Source organism: Lactobacillus huangpiensis (genome assembly GCF_019972815.1).
GTDB lineage: Bacteria > Bacillota > Bacilli > Lactobacillales > Lactobacillaceae > Lactobacillus > Lactobacillus huangpiensis.
Window position 1 is genome coordinate 361,112 of record NZ_BPPA01000001.1, and the last position, 25,237, is coordinate 386,348.

21 protein-coding genes are annotated in these 25,237 nt (G+C 37.5%); 17 read left to right on the plus strand and 4 right to left on the minus strand.

Annotated elements, in window-relative coordinates:
- Positions 1–15 precede the first annotated feature (15 nt).
- Both LDM90_RS01690 and vprA read left to right on the plus strand, forming a co-directional pair.
- Positions 16–1,881 (plus strand): FAD-dependent oxidoreductase, encoded by a 1,866-nt coding sequence (locus LDM90_RS01690; protein ID WP_223897574.1) that lies wholly within the window; start codon positions 16–18, stop codon positions 1,879–1,881.
- A gap of 65 nt (positions 1,882–1,946) precedes the next feature.
- Positions 1,947–3,392, plus strand: coding sequence for a vinyl phenol reductase (vprA, locus tag LDM90_RS01695; RefSeq protein ID WP_223897572.1), 1,446 nt, complete (start codon positions 1,947–1,949; stop codon positions 3,390–3,392).
- 101 nt (positions 3,393–3,493) lie between these two features.
- On the opposite strand, the gene add is transcribed toward vprA, so the two are convergent.
- Both add and LDM90_RS01705 read right to left on the minus strand, forming a co-directional pair.
- Complete coding sequence (gene add, locus LDM90_RS01700) at positions 3,494–4,513, minus strand: adenosine deaminase (protein WP_223897570.1); 1,020 nt, start codon at positions 4,511–4,513, stop codon at positions 3,494–3,496.
- A gap of 188 nt (positions 4,514–4,701) precedes the next feature.
- Positions 4,702–6,057, minus strand: coding sequence for a threonine/serine exporter family protein (locus LDM90_RS01705; RefSeq protein WP_223897567.1), 1,356 nt, complete (start codon positions 6,055–6,057; stop codon positions 4,702–4,704).
- Between the two features lie 285 nt (positions 6,058–6,342).
- On the opposite strand from LDM90_RS01705, the gene LDM90_RS01710 reads away from it, so the two are divergent.
- From LDM90_RS01710 to LDM90_RS01720, 3 genes are read left to right on the plus strand one after another with little or no spacing between them, the layout of a single operon-like run.
- On the plus strand, positions 6,343–7,098 hold the full coding sequence (locus LDM90_RS01710; protein ID WP_223897566.1) for a DeoR/GlpR family DNA-binding transcription regulator: 756 nt from the start codon (positions 6,343–6,345) through the stop codon (positions 7,096–7,098).
- Complete coding sequence (pfkB, locus tag LDM90_RS01715; protein WP_034978156.1) at positions 7,098–8,012, plus strand: 1-phosphofructokinase; 915 nt, start codon at positions 7,098–7,100, stop codon at positions 8,010–8,012. The genes LDM90_RS01710 and pfkB overlap by 1 nt, the downstream gene beginning before the upstream one ends.
- 17 nt (positions 8,013–8,029) lie before the next feature.
- Positions 8,030–10,000 (plus strand): PTS fructose transporter subunit IIABC, encoded by a 1,971-nt coding sequence (locus LDM90_RS01720; protein ID WP_223898647.1) that lies wholly within the window; start codon positions 8,030–8,032, stop codon positions 9,998–10,000.
- A 163-nt stretch (positions 10,001–10,163) separates the two neighbouring features.
- Here the strand turns inward: LDM90_RS01720 and LDM90_RS01725 are convergent, their stop codons facing one another.
- Positions 10,164–10,376, minus strand: coding sequence for a hypothetical protein (locus LDM90_RS01725; protein ID WP_223898648.1), 213 nt, complete (start codon positions 10,374–10,376; stop codon positions 10,164–10,166).
- 304 nt (positions 10,377–10,680) lie between these two features.
- On the opposite strand from LDM90_RS01725, the gene LDM90_RS01730 reads away from it, so the two are divergent.
- From LDM90_RS01730 to LDM90_RS01785, 12 genes are all read left to right on the plus strand, one after another.
- Positions 10,681–12,381, plus strand: a complete 1,701-nt coding sequence (locus LDM90_RS01730; RefSeq protein WP_198212828.1) for a LytS/YhcK type 5TM receptor domain-containing protein — start codon at positions 10,681–10,683, stop codon at positions 12,379–12,381.
- Positions 12,382–12,394: 13 nt separating this feature from the next.
- Entirely contained in the window at positions 12,395–13,132 is a 738-nt protein-coding gene (locus LDM90_RS01735) for a LytTR family transcriptional regulator DNA-binding domain-containing protein (RefSeq protein WP_198212411.1), read from the plus strand.
- A gap of 157 nt (positions 13,133–13,289) precedes the next feature.
- Positions 13,290–13,724: a CidA/LrgA family protein gene (locus tag LDM90_RS01740; RefSeq protein ID WP_223897564.1), complete on the plus strand. Its 435-nt coding sequence runs from the start codon at positions 13,290–13,292 to the stop codon at positions 13,722–13,724.
- Positions 13,724–14,449 carry an LrgB family protein gene (locus LDM90_RS01745; RefSeq protein ID WP_223897562.1) on the plus strand — a complete coding sequence of 242 codons (726 nt, stop codon included), beginning with the start codon at positions 13,724–13,726 and terminating at the stop codon, positions 14,447–14,449. The genes LDM90_RS01740 and LDM90_RS01745 overlap by 1 nt, the downstream gene beginning before the upstream one ends.
- Positions 14,450–14,694: 245 nt before the next feature.
- Positions 14,695–15,594 carry a metal ABC transporter solute-binding protein, Zn/Mn family gene (locus LDM90_RS01750; protein WP_223898657.1) on the plus strand — a complete coding sequence of 300 codons (900 nt, stop codon included), beginning with the start codon at positions 14,695–14,697 and terminating at the stop codon, positions 15,592–15,594.
- A gap of 13 nt (positions 15,595–15,607) precedes the next feature.
- Positions 15,608–16,744, plus strand: coding sequence for an SLAP domain-containing protein (locus LDM90_RS01755; RefSeq protein ID WP_198212405.1), 1,137 nt, complete (start codon positions 15,608–15,610; stop codon positions 16,742–16,744).
- Between the two features lie 53 nt (positions 16,745–16,797).
- On the plus strand, positions 16,798–17,418 hold the full coding sequence (locus LDM90_RS01760; protein WP_198212826.1) for an ATP-binding cassette domain-containing protein: 621 nt from the start codon (positions 16,798–16,800) through the stop codon (positions 17,416–17,418).
- Positions 17,418–18,215 (plus strand): metal ABC transporter permease, encoded by a 798-nt coding sequence (locus LDM90_RS01765; protein WP_223897557.1) that lies wholly within the window; start codon positions 17,418–17,420, stop codon positions 18,213–18,215. The genes LDM90_RS01760 and LDM90_RS01765 overlap by 1 nt, the downstream gene beginning before the upstream one ends.
- Before the next feature lie 170 nt (positions 18,216–18,385).
- Positions 18,386–19,615, plus strand: a complete 1,230-nt coding sequence (locus LDM90_RS01770) for a (S)-2-hydroxy-acid oxidase (RefSeq protein ID WP_198212401.1) — start codon at positions 18,386–18,388, stop codon at positions 19,613–19,615.
- Between the two features lie 164 nt (positions 19,616–19,779).
- Positions 19,780–21,276, plus strand: coding sequence for an ABC transporter substrate-binding protein/permease (locus LDM90_RS01775; protein WP_223897555.1), 1,497 nt, complete (start codon positions 19,780–19,782; stop codon positions 21,274–21,276).
- A complete protein-coding gene (locus LDM90_RS01780) occupies positions 21,269–22,018 on the plus strand; it encodes an amino acid ABC transporter ATP-binding protein (protein WP_223897553.1) in 750 nt (249 codons plus the stop codon). The genes LDM90_RS01775 and LDM90_RS01780 overlap by 8 nt, the downstream gene beginning before the upstream one ends.
- Positions 22,019–22,032: 14 nt before the next feature.
- Positions 22,033–23,175, plus strand: coding sequence for an ArgE/DapE family deacylase (locus tag LDM90_RS01785; protein ID WP_223897551.1), 1,143 nt, complete (start codon positions 22,033–22,035; stop codon positions 23,173–23,175).
- Between the two features lie 126 nt (positions 23,176–23,301).
- On the opposite strand, the gene pepF is transcribed toward LDM90_RS01785, so the two are convergent.
- The gene (pepF, locus tag LDM90_RS01790; protein WP_223897549.1) at positions 23,302–25,107 is read right to left on the minus strand and encodes an oligoendopeptidase F; all 1,806 of its coding nucleotides are present in this window, start codon (positions 25,105–25,107) and stop codon (positions 23,302–23,304) included.
- Positions 25,108–25,237 lie beyond the last annotated feature (130 nt).

Sequence of the window (25,237 nt, forward strand, 5' to 3'; positions counted from 1 at the left end):
AAAGGGGTCATTTATATGACAAAAAAAATAACCGAGAATCCAGGAAAGTATACCGGTTCTGGTCAAGGTAAGGAAAGTCAAATCAACCTTGAAGTCGAAGTTGACTCAGACAAGATAGTAAATGTTAAACCGTTAGATAAATATACTCCCGACAGTTTGGCTGATAACGCATTTAAGAAAATGGCGCAAAAAATTGTGGATCAGCAATCAGTCGATGTTGATGTCGTTTCTGGTGCTTCTGAAACTTCACACGGTATTATTGAAGGCGTTAAAGAGGCTCTGAACAAGGCAGGAGTTGACTTTGATGCCCTTAAAGAAAATGGTGGTCAAACTGCTGGCAAGAAGGAAGAAACTATTGACGTTGATGTTGCAGTAGTTGGTGCCGGTGGTGCTGGTGTGGCAGCTGCTTTAGCAGCTCGTCAACATGGTGCAAGTGTAGCTTTGTTTGAAAAAACTATTTCCCCACTTGGTGCAACTACTTTTGCTGGTGGTATGTTTGCCAGTGACAGTCAACAACAAAAAGATCAAAATGCGGTTGTCTCTAAGAAGTGGCTCTATGACGAATACATGGATGCTTCTCAAGGCTACATGAACTCAATTCTTGTGCGCCGCATTATTGATGAAGCAGGTAAGACGGTTGACTGGTTAAATGAAAACGGCGCAATCATGAAATTGGTTGATGCTGGTACAGGTGGCAGTTATGACCATATTGGCATGCCAGCTACTCTTCATGGTTATCAAGAAGGCGGTACTAAGGCCGTAACCAAACTAATTGAAAAATTCAAGTCAATCGGTGGCAATATGTACTTTGGTTTTGCCGGTAAAAAGTTGCTGCAAGACAGTGAAGGTAAAGTTACTGGTTTAATTGCCGAAAGCGATGAAAAAACTCTTCACGTTAATGCTAAGAAAGTTGTCATTGCAACTGGTGGCTTTGGTGGCAGTCCTGAAATGCGCAAAAAGTATCTTGGCGATGTCAGCACACAAGGTCAAGTTTTGCAAAACACCGGTGATGGCTTGAACATGGCATGGGATGCAGGTACTGCTCACCATATTAATGGTTCTACTCATTACTTCTGGCAAACTTTTAGTGATAAAGATATTGGCGAAATGGCTAAAATTGTCGGTCCAAACTGGATGCCTGTCAATGCTTTAGCTGATTTTCCTAACTTGCGTGTTAACAATCGTGGTCAACGTTATGCCAGTGAAACTCATGCACTAGATTTCGCTGTTCATGGTGCAGAATTGTCAGAACAACCACAACAAACTGAGTTTGTTGTCTTTGACCAGGCAATGCTGGATAAGATTAAAGAAGGCGGAACTGTCGCAATTGAAGATCACTATGGCAAGTGGAAGAACCATCATCAGTTTTACATGGAATTTAATTTCCCAACGGATACTGATGAAAATATCAAGCACGAACACGAAAAGACCGACTTTACTTCATTATTGAATAAACTTGCTTCAACCAATGTTATTTTTGTTGCTGACACCATAGAAGAATTAGCTGAAAAGATGGGTGTTGACAAAGATAATTTGGCCAAATCAGTTGAGCAATACAATAACGCTAAGAAGAAAGGCGAAGATGATTTGTTCTTCTCTGATACTAAGAGAATGATTCCAGTAGAGCAGGGTCCATTTTACGCTGTGAAATTCATCGCTCGTAACTTGGGCACTCTTGGTGGTGCAACCATTGATGAAAAAATGCATGCTTTAGCTCCAAATGGTGAACCAGTACCAAACCTTTACGTAGCTGGTGCTGATGCATCAGGAATGTATGGTAAGGCATACGTTGATTTTGAAGGTGGTACTTTAGGCTTTGCATATATTTCTGGTAGACTTGCTGGAATCGATGCGGCTGAAACTGCCAAAGCAGGTAAGTAGATTATGGCAAAAATCATGTATGAATTAACTGATTTATACATGATTTTTTACTAGAGGAATAAACTATGACGCAAGAAAAATATGATGTAGTAATTGTAGGAGCAGGACTTGCAGGCTTTGCTGCTGCAGATGAAGCTGTTGATAATAATTTGAAAGCCTTGCTGGTTGAAAAAGGTAAAACAACAGGCGGTACTGGTAATTATGTTGAAGGAGTTTTTGCTGCTGATTCCGAAATGCAAAAAAAAGACAATGCAACTCTTGATAAGGATGATTTGCTCAAAGAAGAGTTAACTTATTCGCACTACAAAGCAGACGGCAAGATGTGGCAAAAATACATTGCCAATGCCGGCAAAAATGTTTCCTGGCTCGAAGATCATGGTGCTGAAATTGAAATGGTAGCTAATCTAGGTTCTGGTGCTAGAACTTGGCACTTGTTTAAAGGCAAGGGTCATGATGCCATTCACAACGGCTTGGAACCATATGCTAAGAAAAAAGGCATTACCATAGCTACCTTAACTAGAGTGACTGACTTAAAGCAAAATTCTGATCACACTTTTGATGTAACACTAACTAATGTAGTTGAAAAAGTTACTAAAGTAGTTACTGCCAAAAATGTTGTGCTTGCTACCGGTGGTTATTTAAATGACCAAAAACTATTAGAAAGTACGCCTCACCAAAATCCAGACAATATTATTCCAGTTAACTCTGGTAAAAACACTGGGGATGGTTTGAGACTTGCTTGGGAATTAGGTGCTAAGAAGTACTTTACTGGAATGGCAATGATGTTTGGCGGTCAGCTGAAAGATAAGACAGTCCCATCATTTAAATTGTGGGGTACTGCTATCTGGAGTTCTGTTTGTGATCAACCGCAAATGTGGGTTAACGAACTGGGCGAGCGCTTTGTCGACGAAAGTGCAGCTGTGGTCAACTGGGCTAATGAAGGCAATTCAATGAACCGTCAAGACCGCGTCTTCTGCATCTTTAGCCAAAAGATCTTGGATGACTTTACTGACAAGTCTTATCCAAGATCCATGAAGCCATTTGTTCCAGAAGACAGATACCCAACTTTGCGTGATGATATTGCCAAAGCTGAAAAAGAAGGTCGCGAATACCTGCATAAAGCTGCAACGCTGGAAGAATTAGCTCAAGAAATTGATACTCCCAACTTAGTGGCATACGTCAAGCATTATAATGAAATGGCAGCAAATGGTGAAGATACTGATTTTCATAAACCGGCCAAATACATGTTGCCAATTGATGGAGACGGCCCATTCTATGCTATCGAATTAGGTGTAGGTGCATACACTACAGGTGACGGACTACGCGTAAACACCAATAACGAAGTTTTGAATACAAAGGGCAGACCTATTGCAGGTTTGTATGCTATTGGTGGCGATGGCTCTGCAGTTCTTTATGGTGACACTTACGGTGTTAATATTCCAGGAACACATGCAGGGTATTGCATCTTTTCAGGACGTAATGCAATCAAAGCAATTGCAGCTCAGAAGTAAAATAATCAAAAAATAATTTCTAAGAGATAAAATAAAACATTATACCAGCGAAAAAGCCAACCCATTTAATATGAGCTGGCCTTTTTGTTTGTATTTTTAAGTTATGAGTTTGCTTTTACAAATTGATCAATTTCATCTAGATATAATTGCTTTTGTCGTTGACTTATCCAAGAAGTTTCAAAAGAATTTTTAGCAAGTTGCACTATTTTATCTTTGCTAAGATCATATTTTTGTGCCAAAGCATAATAATTATCACTAATATAACCCTTAAAATAGGCTGGATCATCTGAGTTAATTGACACTTTGACTCCTGCATTCAAAAGGTCAATTACTTCTTTACCTTTCATCTCTGGTGACACAAAGCTATTAGACAGAGGACAAGATGTTAAGCCAATCTGTCTTTTGGCTGCTAATTCTACCAAATCTGGATCTTCCACGATATTGGTACCGTGATCAAGACGTTCAACTTCCATAATTTCTAAAGCTTGACGGATATGTTCGATTGAATCTTTTTGATCAATATCACAGTGAGTGGTGATATGCAGTCCGGCAGCTGCTGCATCTTCAAATTGCCGGGCAAACTTTAGAGGAGGATTATTGTGTTCATCAGAATCAAGTCCAATGCCAATAATTTTATCCTTGTATTTCAGACCTTCGTGAAGTGTTTTTCTAGCTGATTCCTTTGAAAAATCACGTAAAAAGCACATGATCAAATGAGCATCGACATTTAAAGCTCTGGCATCAATCGTAGCTTGATAAAGTCCGTTTAGAACGACTTCAAAGGGAATGCCGCGACTGGTATGAGCTTGGGGATCAAAAAAGAGTTCAACGTGCCGTACATTGTTGGCAGCAGCTTTAGTTAAGTAATCCCAAGCCAAGTCGTAAAAGTCTTCTTCAGTTTGTAAAACATTCATTGCTGGATAATACACAGCTAAAAATGATGCTAAGTCATGATAATTGTACGTCTTCTGGACATCTGCAATGGTCGTTTGACCTATATCGACATGATTGCGTTTAGCTAATTTTAGTTTTAGTTCTGGCTCTAAAGTACCTTCAATATGCAAGTGCAATTCTGCTTTAGGCAGGCCACGGGTAAATTCTGGTGTAACGACTGAACTCATATAATCCTCCTTAATAATGTTCTTGTTTTTAACTCATTATCTTAGTTTAGCATAATTTTAATAACAAAAATAGATAAAAAGCGAACAAATTTAAACATTTATGGATATATGTTCTTAATAAAGCTAGATGCAAATAAAAAACCTAACTAAAAATCTAGTTAGGTAAAAAGAATTTTCCTTGAATGAACTTAGTCGCAATGGCGCCATTTTGCGTCCGTTAAAATCCGAGCAGTAAGTAAACCGATTGGAAGGGCAGTAATAATCATTAAAGCATCCATAATCCAATAAGCTCCGACATTAATATTAGTAATACCAAAATTAAAGACAGCTCGATACATGTATAAACCGGGAACCATTATTACAATTGCAGGAACGGTAATTGCAATCCGAGGAAAACCAACTTTATCACGCACAAAGCTGGCAATCAGTCCTGCTAATAGTGCTCCGGTGAACGCTGCTAAGGCGGCCGGTACGTGATTAAATTCAACTAAGCTAAGTCGCAAAGTGTTCGCTAAGGCTCCAATGGCTGCTGCTACTGTTGCCATTGATACTTTAGCATTAAACATGATTGAAAATCCAAAAACACCACAGAAACTGGCAATTATTCTGAAAACTGTTAGTAATGTTGGATTAAGATTTAATTTAGGCATAGCACCTGGTGATAAGTTGAGTATGGTAGCCGTCCCCCAGCCTACCATTGATGCAATCATGACAACTAGTATTGCATAAGCCAGTCTTTCCAGTCCTGATCGCATATCAAGTTTTGACATATCAAGACCAGAAGTAATAAAGGGGAATCCAGGAATGACATAAAGCATTGAACCAATGTAGCCATATGCATGATTATTGCTCCAACCACAAATTATTGTGCCTAATCTAAAACAGATAAAATATACGGCGCAGGAAACAGCTACCCCAACAGCAATTTTGGCAACGAGAGTGACTTTTTTTCTTCCTAAAAGTTGACGAATATAGTTTCCAATTAAGGCTCCAAAAAATGTACATAACATTTCCGGTATTCCTCCACCAAGTAGAAAAATAAAGCTGGCACAGGCCAGACCGGCACTAAAAGCGGAAATGATTAAAGGATAATTTTGAGTATGGCGTTCAATTTGATTCAGTTTGTGGTGAACTGCTCCAATAGTCAAATAATCATTCTCAGTTTCAAATTTACGGACAAATTCTTCCATTTCATTGAGCTTGTTCATATTTACTTCTGTAGTTGGTAAGGAAAGAGTCTGTGAGTAAGACTTGTTGTCAACATCAAAGCAGGTATAGCTAATAGTTACCAGGCCAATGTCTGTTGAACATGTGATTTTAAGTGCACGTGCAATAGTATTCATCGAATCACGAACCCGCCAGGCTCCAGTACCGCATTGCAGCAGCATTATACCAATTCTTCCGACTAAAGACCCTTTTTCTACCAAGGTGATATCTTTGACTAAGGTATCATCTGAACTTTTGAAAAATTCTTTCCAGTGAATTCTCATATGGTGTTTGCTAGAAATCTTGGGATATGATTCTGGAGACTGCTCGTCTTTCATAACTAAATTTATAACCTTTCTTTTGATAACGTAATATTTTAATTTTACCATATTCGTGGTTGGACTATTTTTATGGGTTTAATTAGAGCAAAAATTTTAAGTAAACACATTAGCTGTTATTTATGTCCTCTGTGGCAAATTACCATTGAAGCCATCAAGGTTTATCATAGACAACCATTATTTTTAGCCAAAAATGAACGCTTTTGCAAGAAAATGATGAATTATGATTGAAAATGATTGCTTTTAATTTTTAAAGCGAATAAAATACTGTCTGGGGTGAAATGTATGCTAACACCGGAAAGACAAAAAGTAATTGAAGATTACGTTAACCAGCATGGTTTGTGTCGGGTAAGTGACCTTTGTTCAATGACCTCAACGTCTGAGTCAACGATTAGACGTGATCTTAACCAGATGGAAGAAAAAGGTCTGATTAAACGAGTACATGGTGGTGCGCAATCAGTCAAAAATTTTACTCATGATGTGTCCCAACATATTCGTTTTTCAATGAATCACGATGCTAAAAAGCTGATTGCTCAATATGCTGTTAAAAACTATGTACATAAAGATGATTACATTTTTATTGACGCGGGTACTACAACATATGAAATGGTTCCTTTTATTGCGATGATTCCAGGAGTAACGATTGTGACTAATGGTTTAGAGACTGCACTTTGTGCTCTTAATAACGGAATTAAGACCATACTTTTAGGTGGTCGAATAAAGGAAGATACCCATGCAGTAGTCGGAGAGACTGCTTTGCAGCAATTGCAAGAAATGAATTTTTCTGCCAGTTTCATCGGCACTAATGGACTTGATTGCCAAGGCAATTTGACAACTCCCGATACTGAAGAAGCGGCAATTAAAAAAATAGAAATTTCTCGGGGAAATCATGCATACATTTTGACCGATACTTCTAAAATTGGTGAGCGTAGTTTTGCTACCTTTGCGAAAGTAAAAGATGTAACAATAATAACCACTTCTTTAACTACAAAGGACAAAAATTTACTGCCCGCAAAAATTAACCTGAAGGAGATATGCTAATGATTTATACGGTTACAGTTAACCCAGCTTTGGATTATGTGATCCAATTGGAACAGGTTAACCGTGGTGAAGTTAATCGCGCAGATAACTGCACGTTTCTGGCAGGTGGCAAGGGAATTAACGTTTCCCAAATTCTTAACCAGTTAGATATTGATAACACCGCTTGGGGTTTTGTTGGTGGCTTTACGGGTAAAGAATTAGTGCGTCAGCTAAATCAGCGCCGCATTGTTAATGATTTTGTCACCATTTCTGACGTGACCCGCGTTAATGTTAAGGTGCATGCAGAAGAAGAATCAGAGATTAATGCTGCTGGTCCCAATGTTACAGATCAGGAAATAACTGCTTTTAAAGCACATCTTAGCGATTTGCAAAAAGGTGACATTGTGGTTTTGAGTGGTTCTTTAGCACCAAGCTTGCCGGTTGATTTTTATAAGGAACTTCTACCTATTATTAAAGAAGCAGGGGCAGAATTTGTAATTGATACCACCGGCCAGGCTTTGCTTGATACTTTGAGTTATAAGCCACTTGTGATTAAGCCAAATCATCACGAACTAGCTGATTTATTCAAAACTACATTTGAGTCAGATCAGGAGATGCTTGAGTGTGCGCGCAAATTGCTTGACATGGGTGCACAAAATGTTATGGTCTCCATGGCTGGTAAAGGTGGCTACTTGATTACGCCTAAACATTTTTATCATGCCAAAGCAGCTGTTGGAACTGCTGTTAATTCGGTTGGTGCTGGAGATTCAATGATAGCTGGCTTTGTCGGCACTTATGTTAAAACAAAAGATCCAGCCGAAAGTTTTCGTATTGGTATGGCTTGTGGTGCTGCCACAGCTTTTACTAAAGATATAGCTGTTAAAAGTCAGATTGATGCGGTTTTGCCGCAAATTAATGTTGAAGAAATTTCGTAATTTGAGGAGAATTTAAAATGAAAATTAAAGATATTTTGGCTCCTGAATCCATGATTATGTCGCTTAAAGCGACTAATAAGGAAGATGCCGTTAAGAAAATGGCAGACTTGGAAGTCAAAACCGGCATCGTCAATGACGAAGATGAATTCATCAAGTCAATTTGGGCTCGCGAAAATGAATCTACCACAGGCATTGGTGATGGAATTGCAATGCCTCATGCCCGTAATAAGACGATCAACAAGGCGCGTGTGCTTTTTGCTAAAAGCGAAAAGGGAATTGACTACAATTCACTTGATGGTCAACCAGTTCATTTATTCTTTATGATTACTGCACCTGATGGTGCTGATAACACTCACCTTGAAGCTCTAGCTAAGTTATCTGGTTTATTAATTGATCCCGATCTGGTTAATGCTCTTAAAAAAGCGCAAACACCTGAAGAGGTAATACAGCTTTTTGAAGATGCTGAAAAACAAAAGGATCAAGATAAGAAAGCCGAGAAAGAACAGGCTGCAAGTACAAATGAATCTAATAAGGAAGAAAAGCCTTTAATTGTTGGTGTTACTGCTTGTATTAACGGTATCGCCCACACTTATATGGCTCAAGAGGCTTTGATCAAGGCAGGTAAAAAGCGCGGTGTTGATGTTCGCATTGAAACCAACGGTTCAGAAGGTGTCAAAGATAAATTAACAGCTGCTGAAATTAGCCGTGCTCAAGGTGTTGTCATTGCATCGGACAAGAAAGTTGATATGCCCCGCTTTGAAGGCAAACCGTTAATCTCTCGCCCAGTTGTTGACGGCATCAACAAACCTGACGAATTGATCGATAACATTTTAGATTCAAAAGCCAGCGTTTACCATTCTAATGGTGAAAAGAGTAATGAAGAAAGTGACAACTCTAAAGAAGGCGTTTGGGGTTCAATCTACAAAAACTTAATGAACGGTGTTTCCCACATGTTGCCATTTGTTATCGGTGGCGGTATTTTAATGGCAATCTCCTTTATTGTGGAAAACTATGCTGGTGGTCCAAAATCTCCTGCTTTCATTTTCTTAAACAATGCCGGTAACATGGCATTTGCATTCATGGTGCCGATTTTGTCAGGTTACATCGCTGAATCAATCGGTGACTTGCCTGCTTTAATGCCCGGTTTTGTCGGTGGTTTTATGGCCACGGTTTATAGTGGTGCATATGGTGGTGCTTATGTTGCCAATGTTGTAACTAATGCTAAATCACCTGCCGGTTTCTTAGGTGGTCTGGCTTCTGGATTTATTGCCGGATACTTGGTAGTCGGCTTGAAAAAATTATTTGCCAAGTTGCCGAAGTCTCTTGAAGGGATGAAGCCAATGCTCATTTACCCAATTTTGAGTTTGCTCTTCATAGCCCTTATTATGTACTACATTGTTAATCCAATCTTTAGTGCCGTTAACTTTGCAATTACTAATTTCTTAAACCAAATGGGTACGGGCAACCTGGTAGTTTTGACAACTATTTTAGCTGCCATGATGTCAATTGATATGGGCGGACCTTTCAACAAAGCTGCTTACGTCTTTGCTTCAGGTGCTTTTGCCAATGATCCTCATTCAACTGTTGCTGCTGTAATGATGGCTGCTGTAATGGTTGGGGGCATGGTACCACCATTTGCGACTGCAATTGGTACGACTTTCTTTAAGAATAAATATACTGTGGATGAACGTCGCGCTGGTGTAACCAACTGGATTTTAGGCTTTTCCTTCATTACTGAAGGTGCTATCCCATTTGCTGCGGCAGATGCTGGTCACGTTATTCCTTCATGTATCATTGGTTCTGCTGTCGGTGGCGCTCTAGTCGGATTATGGCGTATTGGCGTTCCCGCACCTCACGGTGGTCTCTGGGTATCTCCACTTGCTAACCACATTTTGCTTTACTTCGTTGCTACTATTATTGGCTCGATTGTTGCTGGTGTCATTTTAGGACTGTGGAAAAAGCCGGTTGACCAACAAGAAGATAAATAACAAAATTTAATTGAATTATACAAAAACTGCACTGATCTGTTTAAAAAGTTCAGTGCAGTTTTTGCTTGTAAATAAATGCTTATAAGCTGAATACCTTTAATTATATAGGTTCTTCTATTGTATTACAGATGTATAATTAAAAAATATTGACGATATAAAAACGTTAGTATAAAAATCCTTTATATTCATGTAATGACCATTTCCGGGCCAATTTCTTGGAACGGTACCAGTGAGCACAATTGTGTATTTTGCTACCATGCATAACATTAGTCTCAGTTAATACTTGATGTCCTTTAAGCTTCGACACGTTGTAGAAAAGACCTCCGTCTTCTTCGTGACCGCCAATGGCATTAGTTGAGTTCCACTGTTTTAGCAATTAATATATTATTAATGGTATCACTTGACAGCAAATAAATAAAAGCAAATTATCAGTTAGATGATTGCCTTTTATCTGTTTAATAAATTTCATAAGCAATAAGTCTTAAAACCTAAGTGAATTTAAGGCATAGATTTCACCATTTCAAGTATTATTTTGAGCAGTTGAATACGATTTCTATTGCGTAAACTGAAAAAATTGTCATACTTATATGATATAAGAGGTTAATTCCAGCTTAGTTTACGGATTGGAGAAAAACGTGTTCAGTCTATTCATATTATTATCAGAACGCCTGGGTATTATTATGATTCTGGCGTTTCTCCTTGTTAACATGCGCTTTTTTAGGGATTTAATTGAAAAAAGAACCTTAAAATCGCAAATCTGGTTATTTATCATTTTTTCACTCTTCGTTGTCATTGCCAATCTCACTGGTGTAGAAATTTCGAGTTCAAAAGAAATAGTTACCCCACTTATTCTGACAGAATTACCCCAGTCTGACTCAATAGCAAATACCAGGATGTTGGTTATCACTACCGCCAGTCTGACTGCTGGACCCTATGTAGGACTTCTAGTTGGTTTAGTGGGTGGTTTACACCGTGTGATTTTTGGTGGCTTTTCGGATTATTTTTATATTGTCAGTTCTGTTCTAATCGGATATTTAATTGGCGTTTTAGGTGATAAGGTTAAGAAAAATAACTTGTATCCTTCTACTTTTTGGGTAGCAGTTTTATCTTTTTTAGCAGAACTAATTCAGATGGCCTTTATTTTTGCATTCCATGGTTTCGGCTTGATCAAATTAATTTTTGTACCCATGATATTATTAAACACAATTGGCTCTTGCTTGTTCATAGAAATTTTGAAAACCTATTTATCAAATGAGCGTCAACTACGGGCTGTGCAAACTAAAGATGTTTTGGAATTGGCTAATAAAACATTGCCTTATTTTCGTCATGGTCTCGACTTTGATTCTGCAGAGCATGTCTGTAAAATTATCAAAAAATACACTAATTTTGATGCCGTAGGCTTAACTGATCGTGTTAATGTACTGGCTCATGTTGGCGCGGGACAAGATCACCACATTGCTGGTGAGCCCGTAATAACTGATTTATCAAAAACGGTTATTGCTTCGGGACATGAAAAACTGGCACATTCAAAAGAAGAAATTGGTTGTCCTCATCCGAATTGTCCATTAACATCCGCTATCGTTTGTCCACTGCAAGTAAATAAAAAAACGATTGGAGCACTAAAACTGTACTTTTGTGCTGAACAAGAAATGACTGTGGTCGAAGAAAATCTGGTTCGCGGTTTGGCTATGATTTTTTCTGGACAACTGGCTATTGGTATTGCAGAACAGCAGACCAGTTTGGTAAATGAAGCAGAAATACGAGCATTACAAGTGCAAATTAATCCGCATTTTTTCTTTAATGCAATTAATACAATTGGAGCCTTAATGAGGGTTAACGTTAGCGAGGCTCACAGAGCATTAATGCAGCTTAGTACCTTTTTTAGATTAAGCTTGAAAAATGGTCAGGCAAAAGAAATTACCCTTGATCAGGAAAAAAGATATGTTAGTGCTTATACCGGAATTGAAGAGCTGCGTTTTCCACATAAATTTACAATTAACTATCAAATTAGTGTGCCTGATAGTACGTTGCTGCCATCATTTTGTTTACAAATTTTTGTGGAAAATGCTATTAAGCATGCTTTTAAAGGTAGAAAAACTGGTAACAAAATTGTCATTAATTTAAGTCAAAAAAATGATTACTTACAGATTTTAGTTAGTGATAATGGTGTAGGTATTAAACCGGAAATTTTAAAAAGACTGGGTCAAGAACCAATAAGTGAATCTGGCGGCAGCGGTACAGCACTTTATAATTTAAATAAACGGCTGATAGGCCTATATGGCACTAATAGTCAATTGCATATCAAAACTGGTGAGAGTGGAACGACTTTTCAAACCGAGATACCACTAAAACAAGCTGAAAAAAATGATTTTGAAGGTTAAGAGGGAGCTAAAAATGAGAATTTTAGTAGTTGATGATGAACCATTAGCCCGCACTGAATTATCTTATTTGATCAAAAAAAGTTCAGTTTTAAATAAACAAAATATTAAACTCTATGAAGCAGAAGATATTAAAGAAGCACAGGGAACTTTGCTTAAGTATAAAATTGATTTGCTATTCTTAGATATTTCACTTAATGAAGAAAATGGCTTTGAGTTGGCCGATGAATTGAAACAACTGAGTTATTCACCGATGATTGTATTTGCTACAGCGTACGATAACTATGCTGTGAAGGCTTTTGATGTTGGTGCACTTGACTATGTTCTGAAACCATTCGAACAAGAGAGGGTTGATCAGGCACTGCAAAAGGCTGTGAAAGTTTTAAACAGTCAAAATAACAATTCTGTGCAGGCTCAAAAAGCGGAAAGTGACGTTCTTAGTATTGAGCTTGAGGATCGCAATGTTGTTATTAAGAAACTGGAAGTAATAGCTGCAACGGTTAATAATGGTGTACTAACGATTGAAACGAACAAGCAAAAATATGAAACACGCAAGACCTTAGCTTGGCTAAAGGAACGATTAACGGATCCATGTTTTCTACAAGTACATAGAAATGCAATTGTAAATATTGAAGATATCAAGGAGGTTCAGCCCTGGTTTAATCATACATTGATGTTGATTATGAATAATGATTCCAGAGTTCAGGTAGGTCGATCCTACCGCAAAGAATTAAATCAAAAATTAGGTTTGTAAATAGTGTTCTAATTTGTTTTGACTTGTGAATTTGCTTTAGTGCAGTTCACAGGTCATTTTTTGCAATTCACGAGTTAATCGCTTACAAAAATCGTATTTTCTATTATCTTATTACTTGAAAGCAAGAAAGCTGAAAATGAGAAAGGAAATCGATCTTATGAAAAAAGAAAAAACAAAATCAGCTCCAATTTTAGTACAAATGTTTATTTATGCTGCAATTTTGTTTGTGGCACAAGTAATTTCTGATTTGATGCCAAAGTCTTTTCCCGTACCGACTCCAGTAATAGGGTTAGTTTTGCTATATTTTTTATTAACCGTCCATGTAATTAAAGTTGAATGGGTAGATTCTTTTGGCAGTGCATTAATCTCACTAATTAGTTTTATGTTTGTTCCATCTGGAATCTCATTAGCTGCAAATTTAAAGATTATGAAAGAGCAGGGAATACAACTAATTATAGTAGTAATTGCTTCTACAATCATTTTGTTAGTTGTAACTGCTTATACAACTAAATTCTTTAGTTGGGTTATAGGAAAAGTAACTAATAATCAACTAACTGTTATTAATCACAAAAAAGTAGGGGATGTTAAATAATGCAATATATTACTAATCCATTATTTGGAGTTTTCTTGTCATTAATTGTATTTTTAACTGGACAATGGCTGTTCAAAAAATCAAAAGGTTTTTTCCTTTTTCAACCACTCTTTGTAGCAATGGTTTTGGGAATAGCAATCCTAATTATCCTTGCTAAGTGCTTTGACGTTTCAACAGCTACTGTTTATGCTAAAGCTTATAAACCAGGTGGCGACATTATTTTCTGGTTCATCACCCCAGCTACAATTGCTTTCGCAGTACCATTGTATAAGCGTAATGATGTTGTAAAGAAAAACTGGCTGGTAATTCTTTTAGGGTTGGTTTTCGGTACGCTAATTTCAATGGCCTTAATAACACTTGTTGCTAAAGCAGTTGGTTTAAATACTGTTGGAATAAAGTCAATGCTAAGTCAGTCTGCTACTACTGCAGTGGCAATGCCAATAACAAAAGCTATCGGGGGCAATGCTTCAGTTACTGCTATGGCATGCATACTCAATGCTGTAGTAATTTATGCCTTAGGTAAGCAATTAGTTAAGTGGTTTAACTTGAATAGTGACCCATTAGGAACTGGCTTGGGTTTAGGTTCTGCAGGACATACTATTGGCTCAGCTTTTGCATTGGAATTGGGTTCTGTGCAAGGAGCTACTGCTGCAGTGGCAGTTGTGGCCACAGCTTTAGTAGATAATCTGTTAGTTCCAGTTTTTGCCCACTTAATTGGGTTGTAATTTATATTTTTAATAGTTGTTTGTTTACTTACTCTAAAAGCACACGAATGAATCGTGTGCTTTTTAGATTACGCTAAATTTATTTTTTAAAGCAATTAAACTGTAACAAAACTATAATAAGGCGTTGCTTTTAAAGCAATCCCTAATTAGTGTATAATGGTTATTAATTGTAAGTAACTTTTATTTTGTACTGCAATTAAAAAGTTGCCTTATTACTTAAAAACTACACTTAAAAACGAAAAGGAATGACAACAATATTGAAATTTGTTAAATTTAGAAAATTATTTGCTGCAGTTACCTTATTAGGCATAGTTCTTTTAACATTAGGTGCATGTTCACAAAAGTCACACAAAAGCAGTAAGATATCAATTATGACGACGACGAATGTCTATTCTGACATTGCTCAAAATATAGTTGGCAAATATGGCAAAGCAGAAGCAATTATTAAAAAATCTGCAATTGACCCTCACGATTTTCAACCTACTACTAACGATGCCAAGGCTCTATCTAACGCAGACATAGTAATAGAAAATGGCCTAGGTTACGACAGCTGGATGGATAAATTGGCTTCTTCAGTTGACAAAAAGCCGGTTCGCATTGGTGAAGACTTGATGGGTTTAAAAAAAGGTGATAATCCGCATATTTGGTTTGATTTGACTATGCCCACCAAGTATGTTAATTACTTAGTTAAGAGCTTGTGTAAAAAAGATCCAAAGCATGCTCGTTATTATAGAAAAAACGGGAAAAGGTATTTAGCTGAAATTGCCCGTATTAAAAGGACTTCTGCTAAATTAAGTCACCACGTTGAAAAGCCCGTTTATGTCAGTGAGCCAGTTTTTGACTATGCGTTAAGTTCTGTCAACATTAAAGTCGCAAATAAAGACTTTGAGAAAGCAATCCAAAATAATACAGATCCGAGTCCATCAGCTGTTCAGAAAATGACAGAAGGCATTAAGAAGCGGAAAATTGCATTTTTTGTGATCAATGAACAAACTTCAAGTTCTACAGTTGACACTTTTCTAAAGTTGGCTAAAAAGCAAAACATCCGTATCTTAAAAGTAAGGGAAACTATCCCGGATAATACCAATTATCTTGATTGGATGAATGATAGTTATCAGGATTTGGCTGAAGTAGTCCGAAAGTAATTATTATGAGGCGTTGAAAATGAAAAAATTAATTGCCGTTTTAGCTTTAGGAGCAAGCATTGCAACTGTAGCTGCTCCAGAGACAACGATAGTACAGGCAAGTAGTACAATTAATGATACTGCTAAACAAAATAGTTTCAGCGGTGTAACTTATGCAGAGCAGGTATTAGCGCAAGAAGGTATCAAATACAACGATTTTTCTGCTGCTAATCCAATTAATTATCGCAACGGTAAGCCTGAAGGTGTTGTTATTCATGAAACAGCTACACCAAATGCTACTGCACGTAATGAATGTATTTATTTTAACCGCGAATGGATGAATATTTATTCTTATGTTCATGCTTTTGTGGATAAAACTGGTGTCATTCAAATGACAAGTCCAGATTACGGTGTATGGGGTGCAGGTCCTGTTGCTAACAACCGTTTTGTTCAGGTAGAACTATGTGAAGAAAACAATCTGGCTGATTTTGCCAAAGGCGTGAATAATGATGCTGTTTATGTTGCGCAAATTTTACACCAATATAATTTAGAACCTGATAACGCTGTTCATGATGGTAAAGGGACAATTTGGTCTCACCATGCCGTATCTACATTTTTGGGTGGTACTGACCATACTGATCCGGATGGTTACTTTGCCAAATGGGGTTATTCAATGGATGATTTCTTTGACCTGGTTAAATATTATTATGATCAAGGAACGCCAGCTAATAATGCACCTGTTGTTGATAATACAGTAACGTCACCAACACCTGCTGCACCTGCTAAAAAGCCTGCTGTCCTGCCTGAACCAGTTGCTACCAAAGTCTTGATTCATAATGCATTGGTTTATGATGAAAATGGTGAGGCAACTGATTTACCAACTAAAAAAGCCGGCACTAAGTTGACAATTTATGGCAATCAAACTATTAAAAAAAGAAAGTATTTGCAAATAGGTGTTAATCAATTTGTCGTTGCCAGCAATGTTGAAGGCAAGTTGCGTCCGTTAAGTCACAATGCCTATATTTACGATGGCAAAGGTAAACGAGTTGGTATGAATAAATTATACCGTGGTAATTATGTGCGGACATATGGCGGTCGCGTTAAGATTAAGGGTCGCAAATATTACCCAATTGATGTTAATAAATTTGTCAAAGTGGGCAATTTTAAATAGATAATATAGGAAAATACAAATTGTCTGATATTTTAGAAGTTAATAATCTCTCAATGAGATTTGATAAAAATAATGTTTTTGAGAACTTAAAGTTCAAGTTAAAAAGGGGTTCATTGACTGCACTGTTAGGTCCTAATGGTACGGGAAAAACTACTTTAATAAATATTCTAATGAAGATGTTGACTCCTAGCTCGGGATCTTTTAAATTTGCAGATGATGTTCGTCTGGGTTATGTACCTCAGTTTCGCAATATAGATGCTGAATATCCATTATCGATTGAGGCTTTTGTGAGTTTGAATGCACCGATTATTAAAAACGGCCGAACTAAGGAAGCAATAAAAAAGCAGTTAGAGGAAACAAATTTATATCAAATTAAAAATACTCGTATGGGGGAAGCTTCAGGCGGGCAAAAACAAAGAGCCTATTTAGCACAAGCCTTGCTTGATAATCCTAATATGATTATTTTAGATGAAGCCACGGCAAGTCTTGACCCTATGGCTAAAGATGAGCTGATGAAGCTGATCAGACATTTGAATGAAAAGCATAAAATAACAGTTTTGTTTGTAACTCATGATATATCATTAGCTCACAAGTATATGCAAAACTATTTATATTTAAATCATGGTCAAATTGAACATGGTGAAATGTCCCAATTTAAGGAGGCATATGAATAATGTTTGCATATGGTTTTATGCGCAACGCATTTTTGGCGAGTACCTTTATTGCGATAACTTGTGGCACTGTCGGTGTTTATGTAGTCGCACGCAACTTTAGTTTTTTAGCACATACGCTTTCTGAAATTGGTTTTGCTGGTGCTGCATTTGCAGTCTGGCTCGGAATTAATCCTTTATGGGGGATGCTTTTGTTTACCCTTCTTGGCTCAATTAGTGTTGGCGAATTGTCACTTCATAGTGAGCAAAAAGAATCCTCAATTAGTGCTATTTCAGCTCTGTTTACGGGTTTGGGGGTACTTTTCCTTGCCATTTCTGGAGCCAATAGCAATTATGCTACGAATATTCTTTTTGGCAGTATTATCGGCGTTGACCATCAGGGTGTCATCCAGCTAACAGCTTTATCTGTATTTGTGCTGTTAATGATTTTTATCATCCAGCGCTCATTAAATTTTGATTCATTTGATCATATTGGTGCTCTTGCTCATGGAGTAAAAACTGGTGTAGTCAGTGTTATTTTTTTAATTGCTCTGGCAATGTCGGTATCAATTGGTGCTCAAATAGTAGGGTCACTTTTAGTTTTTATTTTGTTGACATTACCACCGGCCACTGCGAATTATCTGGGAAAAACGATTCCGGCAATGATAGCTTGGTCTGTCTTTTTTGCATTAGTTGGCGTCTGGTTTGGCTTATACTTAGGCTATATTACGAACCTACCAGTAACTTTTTTTATTGCTGTCATTGAAGTTACGATCTATCTTGTTACATACTTCACTCATATTATTAAGCGTAGTTTGTAAAATTTACCAGCTTAAAATAACATGCGTTACTATTTTTACTAGACTTTGTGAAAAAAAACCAGTAGGAAACCCGTTATTTAAACATTTATTTTTAAATTTCACTAACTTTTGTAAGCATTTACATGTATAATAGAAAGTGGAAGTTTTAATTTAAAGAAGGAGTCTTAAAAATGACATCATATTATAACGGTTTTCCCCAAAGTGATCGTGAAGAAGCTTTAAAGATGATTAACCTCGATGAACTTGAGGAACGTGCAAAGAAAGTTATGCCAGAAGGTGCATACTACTATATTGCTTCGGGATCAGAAAATGAGTGGACTTGGCGTAATAACACTACGGCCTTCAATCACTTTCAGATTGTGCCTCGTGCTCTTACAAATATGGATAGTCCGCAATTGGATACTGAATTTATGGGCATGAAATTAAAGACACCTGTGATGATTTCACCTATTGCCTGCCATGGTATTGCTCATAAAGATGCGGAAATTGCTACCCAAAAGGGTGCAGCTGCTGCTGGAGCCTTGTTTGCATCAAGTACTTATGCTAATAAGAGTGTAGAAGAGATTGCGGCAGCAGCTCCAAACGCACCACGTTTCTTCCAACTTTACCTCAGTAAAGATTGGGGATTCAACAAGATGGTCTTTGATGCAGTTAAAAAGGCTGGCTACAAGGGAATTTTCCTTACTGTAGATGCTTTGGTTTCAGGCTTTCGTGAAGCTAACCTCAGAACTAAGTTTGCCTACCCTGTTCCACTAGACTTCTTTACTCGTTACCAAGGAGCAAAGGGTGAAGGCCAAACTGTAGCGCAGATGTATGCTTCTTCAGCCCAAAAGATCGGACCAGAAGATGTTAGACGCATTAAGGAAATGTCTGGTTTACCTGTCTTTGTTAAAGGCGTTGTTTGTGCTGAGGATGCATATTTAGCTATGGGTGCTGGCGCTGATGGTATTTATGTTACCAACCATGGTGGTCGAGAAGTTGATTGTGGTCCTGCTACTATTGATATGTTGCCGGAAATTGCTAAAGCTGTTAACCACCGTGTACCAATTGTCTTTGACTCAGGTGTTCGTCGTGGTTCACATGTCTTTAAGGCTTTGGCACTTGGTGCCGATATGGTTGGTGTTGGTCGCCCATACTTATACGGCCTTGCACTTGGTGGCGCAAAAGGTGTGCAATCAGTTATTGAACAACTGAACCAAGAATTACTAATTGATATGCAATTGACTGGTTGCAAGACAATTGAAGATGTTAAACACGCCAAGATTACTCATATTAATTACACTGCTGATAACTTGAAGTCAAATACTGATCCTTCAAGAGCTAAGCCATATCCTGTAACAGCTGAGAATCAATTAAAAGAAAATGACTCTGATGCTGTAACTGGTGCTTCTCAAGCATAATCAGCCTTAAATATTAAAAAGCGCTCTGCATATATTAGGTGTTATAACTAACTTGCAGAGCCTTTTTTTATTGCTTAAAAAATAATTGTTTTTAATTAATAGTTGTAATTTAATTTTTATATCTTTATAATTGTCATAATAAAAACAAATAATGGAGGAAAATTATGAAGAAAGCGTGGAAATTGCTTGAAACTTTGTTGATAGCAGTTATGATGTTAACCTTGTTACCCCAGAACGCAGCAGCAGCTGATAAAGGACAAACTGAACAAAGAACCGACAATTATCTACGAAGAGTCAAGAAAAAAGGGGAACTAGTCATGGGGACTAGTCCAGATTATCCTCCTTATGAATTTGTCAAAAACATTAAGGGCAAATCAAAAATAGTTGGTATGGATGTTGAAATCGGGCAAAAAATTGCTCATGATATGGGTGTTAAGCTCGTAGTGCGGCCAATGGACTTTGACTCTCTTTTAGTAGGTCTTGAAACTGGCAAAATTGACATGGTTATTGCCGGAATGAACGCAACACCTAAGAGAGCTAAAAGCGTTGCGTTTAGTCAGCCATACTATAGAAGTGAACAAAAATTACTGATAAGAAAAGAAGATAAAGGCAAATATCATAATTATAAGTCTTTTGCAGGCAAATCAATTGGTGCTCAAACTGGCAGCATGCAGGCAACGATGATCAAAAATCAGGCCAAAAATGTCAAACTGAAGACCATGGATAAAGATAACGACCTGGTTTTAGGATTAAAAACGCATAAGGTTGATGCAGTTTCTGTTGATAAGGCAACGGCCGAGGCTTTTGCTCAAAACACCGATGGAATAATGGTTATTCCAGCGGGCCTCAAGACCGAGTCGTCTGCTACTTCTGTTGCCTTTCATAAGGGAGCCAATAGTTTAGTTAAAGCTGCTAATAAATCAATAGCAGAGATTAAGCAAAAAGATTTAATTGATAAAGTATATTTACCCAAAGCTGGAAAATATTTAACTGCCGGTAAAACAAAAAAGGAAGTCAAAGCGTCTAATTCGATGTGGGCATATAAAGACTTCTTTATAGCGGGAGTTGGTTACACCTTACTTATTTCTGCTATATCAGTTTTCTTTGGCTTTTTGTTAGGTGCAATACTGGCATTTATGCGCTTAGGACACAATCAAATTGCACGTTCAATTGCGACAGCTTACGTAGAATTTATTCGTGGCACGCCGTTAATGGTACAACTGCTGTTTATTTACTTTGGCTTGGGAGTAGTAGTAAATATCCCAGCTTTACTGTCGGGTATAATTGCCGTTTCCCTTAACTCTGCAGCTTATGTGGCAGAGGTAATTCGTTCGGGTATTAATTCGATTGCTGTGGGACAGACTGAAGCATCTCGCTCTTTAGGCTTATCAAGAACTGCAACTATGCGTTATGTTATTATGCCACAGGCAATGAAAAATATTTGGCCGGCATTAGGTAATGAATTTGTTTCCCTCATTAAAGAAAGTTCCATTGTTTCGGTAATTGGCGTTAAGGATTTGATTTATCAATCACGTGTAGTCCAGGCCGATACTTATCGCGGAGTAATGCCATTGGTAATTACAATGATCTTATACTTCATCATTACTTTTGGTTTATCTAGCTTAATGAAGGTATTTGAAAGGAAAATGAATCATGACTAACGCAAACGCTGTAATTAAAGTTGAACATTTACAGAAAAATTTTGGCAATAATAAAGTTTTAAAGGATATTAATGCTCAGGTAAATGAAGGTCAGGTTATTTGTCTAATTGGACCGTCCGGTGCAGGCAAAAGTACATTTTTGCGTTGTTTGAATCTATTAGATCAGCCGTCCTCTGGCAAAGTGATTTTTGAAGATAAGGAATTAACTGCCTTAAGTGAAGATCAGCTTGATCAACTGCGTGAAAGAATGGGGATGGTTTTTCAGCAGTTTAATTTGTTTCCCCATATGAATATTATTGAAAATATTAAATTAGCGCCTATGAAAGTAAAGGGCATGAGTGACAGTGAAGCTAAAGCTAAAGGAATGGAGCTGTTAGACCAGGTTGGTTTGGCAGATAAAGCAGAAGCATTTCCAACCAATCTTTCAGGTGGACAACAACAGAGAGTTGCTATTGCTCGGGCTTTGGCAATGGATCCAGAAGTAATGCTTTTCGATGAACCCACTTCGGCTCTTGATCCTGAAATGGTGGGGGAAGTATTAAAAGTAATGCAGGATTTGGCTCAAAAAGGGATGACTATGGTAGTTGTAACTCATGAAATGGGTTTCGCCAAAAATGTTGCAGATGAAGTATGGTTTATGGCTGACGGTTATATTCAAGAAAAAGCTGCACCACAGCAATTTTTTGCTCAGCCACAAACTCCGCGCGCACAGGACTTTTTAGCAAAAGTTCTTGAGGCTTAGGTGGGAGATAGTAAGTGGAAGAAACACAAGCGATTAAAATATTAACAGACTTGTTAGCGATAGATTCGGCAAATGATCATGAAAGCCTGATAGCTGATTATATAACCGCATTGTTTAGCGGATATCCAGTAGAAATTCACAGACTTTCTTATTCTTCCGGCAGAGATAATTTGGTAGTAACCATTGGAGATCATGGTCCATTGTTAGGCTTCTCAGGGCATGAAGATGTTGTTGCAGTTGGGAATTTGACCAATTGGCATACAGACCCATTCATGCCCGTTTTGAAAGACGGAAAAATATTTGGGCGTGGTGCGAGCGATATGAAATCCGGTCTGGCGGCAATGATTGTTGCAATGCTTGATTTACTTGATAGTGAGAAAGAAATGCCCGGTCGTATTAGACTCTTAGCTTCTGTAGGCGAAGAAACCGGTGAATATGGAGCGGCTCAGTTGACTAAAGAAGGTTATGCTTCTGACCTGGATGGACTTGTTATTGGTGAACCTTCTAACTTTGACGTACGTGTGACACATAAAGGTGTTATTGACTATTATGTTTATTCTAAAGGTATTTGCGTTCATTCTTCGACCCCAGAAAAAGGTCAGAATGCTATAATGCCACTGATTGAGTTTGCACAAGCAGCGCAACAATTAATGGACAGTCATCAAAAAAAGGATCCGGTTTTAGGCTCTTTTACTCATGTGGTTAGCCAAATTCAGGGTGGAAGTCAAATTAATTCTGTTCCCGACAGTGCTTGGCTTTCCGGAAATATCAGAACGACACCAGTATATCCCAATGAGCAAATTTATACTGAACTTGAACAAATAGTTGCTGATTTAAATAAAAATGGCGCTCAGCTAAAAATAAGATATAGTTTTCCTGAGGTGCCTTTACCTGACCAATCTCAGACAAAATTAGCTAAAATGGCTCAAAAAGTTGTCGAGCAAGAAATTGGCAGGCCAAGTGAATTTGTTGCAGGGACTGCTGCTACAGATGCATCAGAATATATTCAAGCTGGAGGTTTTCCTATTATTATTCTGGGACCGGGAGCTGGAACTACTGATCATGAACCAAATGAGTATATAGAAGTAAATGCTTATTTAGATGGCTGTCGTTTATACCAAGAATTAGCAAGGCAGTTTTGGAACTCATTAGACTGATTTTTGGCTATCATTAATATTTTTATAACAGAAAAAAGCCACTTCTTAAAAATAGGAGTGGCTTTTGATGTGAGAAATTATTATTTACATATCAGTTATATTATTTGTAACTAAAAGATGCAAGTATTAATTATAATTATTTTGGATAATTTTCTTAAATTCGCTTAAACGATTGGCAAAAATTTTAAAAGCTTCTTCTAAATAATCTGGTTTCGTCATATCAACTCCAGCTTTTTTCATGATTTCAGCAGGATAATCACTAGAACCAGCTTTTAGAAAGTTCAAATAGGCATTTCGTTGCTCGGTAGTACCATGAACGACATTATTCGCTAAGGCAGTGGCTGCGGCAAAACCTGTGGCGTATTGATAAACATAAAAATTGTAATAAAAATGAGGTACTCTGGCCCATTCTTTAGCAATTTCTCCCCCAGGCTCTACTGCATCACCGTAATAGCGCTGATTAATTTTACCGTAGATATCATCTAAACGATCAGCTGTTAATGGTTCACCATTTGCATCCATTTCGTGAATTTTTTGTTCAAATTCAGCAAACTGCGTTTGCCTAAACAAGGTTCCTTTGAAAGAATCCAGGTAGTAATTAAGGACAAAGGCACGCGTTTTAGGATCCGAAATGTGATTTAAAAAGTACTCTGTCAAGATATTTTCGTTAGTTGTAGAAGCTATTTCAGCAACAAAGATAGGATAATCACCATAAACATATGGCTGATTTTGCCTGGTATACATGCTGTGGACTGAGTGTCCTGTTTCATGAACCAATGTGTATAATGAATCAACATTGTCCTCCCAATTGAGCAATTCATATGCATCTGTATCATAGCAACCGCCAGAATATGCTCCGGTAGCTTTATTCTGTGATTCAACTACGTCAATTACGCGATTGTTAAAAATATAGTCGACCTGCTTTAAATAGTCCTCTCCTAATGGTGCTAATGCTTTTTTAGCTTCTGCTTTAGCTTGATCAAAAGTATAGCTCAATGCTGGTTTACCAGTTAGTGGAACATACATGTCCCACATTTGCAGATCCTTTAAGCCTAAAATCTGTTTGCGTAAAGCTACATATTCATGCAATAGGTCTAAGCGTTCATCGACTTCATCAATCAAAGTATCGTAAACGACTAATGGTACGCCATTTGCATTCATTGCACTCTCACGAGCCGATGGATAATGATGAACACGTGCACTATAGTTATGCTCCTTGACAGCACCAGAAAGCGTTGCTGCCAGGGAATTTTCAAATTGTCCGTAAGTAGTATACATGGAATCAAAAGCATTTTTACGCACTTCACGATTTTGGGATTGAATAAGCAGTGAGTATAAGCCATCTGAAAGTTGAACCATTTCACCGTTATCATCCTGAGTATAACCGTATTCCATATCTGAATTGGTTAAAACGTTATAGGTATTTTCGGAAGCAGATAAAGCATCACCAGCATCTGCAATTATCTTTTCTTCTTGTGCAGATAGCGTATATGGTCTTAGTCTCGTAATTTGATCAAGCAAATGTTTGTAGTTGCTGAGTTTAGGCTCTTCTCGTTCTAAAGCACTCAACTTTTCCGCTGAAAGACTTAAAATTGCTGGATTTATAAAAGAAGTAGCGGCTTCGAACTGGCTTGCTAGTCCCTGCACTTGAGCTACATAACTCAAATAGTGGGCATTTCCAGTATCAACATCACTGGCAAGAGTAGCATAAGAATAGACTTTTTCCAGTCTCCGACTAACTGTTAAAATTTGAGTAATACCATTATATAAAGATGCACCAGAAGTGGTAAAATTTTCTTTTAAAGTGCTTAAAACTGGTATTTCTTTTTTGACAAGTGTATATTCATCTTTCCAGTCATTATCAGTTTTAAATATCCTGGTTAAATCCCATTTAAGATTTTCTGGGACTTCATCACGTTTAGGAATTGACATAAAGATTCTCCTTTTTAGCTATTTAACTAAATTATACTAAAGATTAAAAAATAAGATATTATTAATTATAATTGATATTATTTTAATTCAAGTTTGAAAGTGTTAAAAATAATAGATGGACAACTACGAA

Excerpts from the sequence above, each read along its gene's own strand:
- add (WP_223897570.1), bottom strand. The coding sequence starts at position 4,513 with ATGAGTTCAGTCGTTACACCAGAATTTACCCGTGGCCTGCCTAAAGCA.
- LDM90_RS01710 (WP_223897566.1), top strand. The coding sequence starts at position 6,343 with ATGCTAACACCGGAAAGACAAAAAGTAATTGAAGATTACGTTAACCAG.
- LDM90_RS01720 (WP_223898647.1), top strand. The coding sequence starts at position 8,030 with ATGAAAATTAAAGATATTTTGGCTCCTGAATCCATGATTATGTCGCTT.
- LDM90_RS01750 (WP_223898657.1), top strand. The coding sequence starts at position 14,695 with ATGACAACAATATTGAAATTTGTTAAATTTAGAAAATTATTTGCTGCA.
- LDM90_RS01780 (WP_223897553.1), top strand. The coding sequence starts at position 21,269 with ATGACTAACGCAAACGCTGTAATTAAAGTTGAACATTTACAGAAAAAT.
- LDM90_RS01690 (WP_223897574.1), top strand. The coding sequence starts at position 16 with ATGACAAAAAAAATAACCGAGAATCCAGGAAAGTATACCGGTTCTGGT.
- LDM90_RS01740 (WP_223897564.1), top strand. The coding sequence starts at position 13,290 with ATGAAAAAAGAAAAAACAAAATCAGCTCCAATTTTAGTACAAATGTTT.
- LDM90_RS01730 (WP_198212828.1), top strand. The coding sequence starts at position 10,681 with ATGATTCTGGCGTTTCTCCTTGTTAACATGCGCTTTTTTAGGGATTTA.
- pfkB (WP_034978156.1), top strand. The coding sequence starts at position 7,098 with ATGATTTATACGGTTACAGTTAACCCAGCTTTGGATTATGTGATCCAA.
- LDM90_RS01745 (WP_223897562.1), top strand. The coding sequence starts at position 13,724 with ATGCAATATATTACTAATCCATTATTTGGAGTTTTCTTGTCATTAATT.
- LDM90_RS01765 (WP_223897557.1), top strand. The coding sequence starts at position 17,418 with ATGTTTGCATATGGTTTTATGCGCAACGCATTTTTGGCGAGTACCTTT.
- LDM90_RS01760 (WP_198212826.1), top strand. The coding sequence starts at position 16,798 with ATGAGATTTGATAAAAATAATGTTTTTGAGAACTTAAAGTTCAAGTTA.
- LDM90_RS01705 (WP_223897567.1), bottom strand. The coding sequence starts at position 6,057 with ATGAAAGACGAGCAGTCTCCAGAATCATATCCCAAGATTTCTAGCAAA.
- LDM90_RS01775 (WP_223897555.1), top strand. The coding sequence starts at position 19,780 with ATGAAGAAAGCGTGGAAATTGCTTGAAACTTTGTTGATAGCAGTTATG.
- pepF (WP_223897549.1), bottom strand. The coding sequence starts at position 25,107 with ATGTCAATTCCTAAACGTGATGAAGTCCCAGAAAATCTTAAATGGGAT.
- vprA (WP_223897572.1), top strand. The coding sequence starts at position 1,947 with ATGACGCAAGAAAAATATGATGTAGTAATTGTAGGAGCAGGACTTGCA.
- LDM90_RS01735 (WP_198212411.1), top strand. The coding sequence starts at position 12,395 with ATGAGAATTTTAGTAGTTGATGATGAACCATTAGCCCGCACTGAATTA.
- LDM90_RS01770 (WP_198212401.1), top strand. The coding sequence starts at position 18,386 with ATGACATCATATTATAACGGTTTTCCCCAAAGTGATCGTGAAGAAGCT.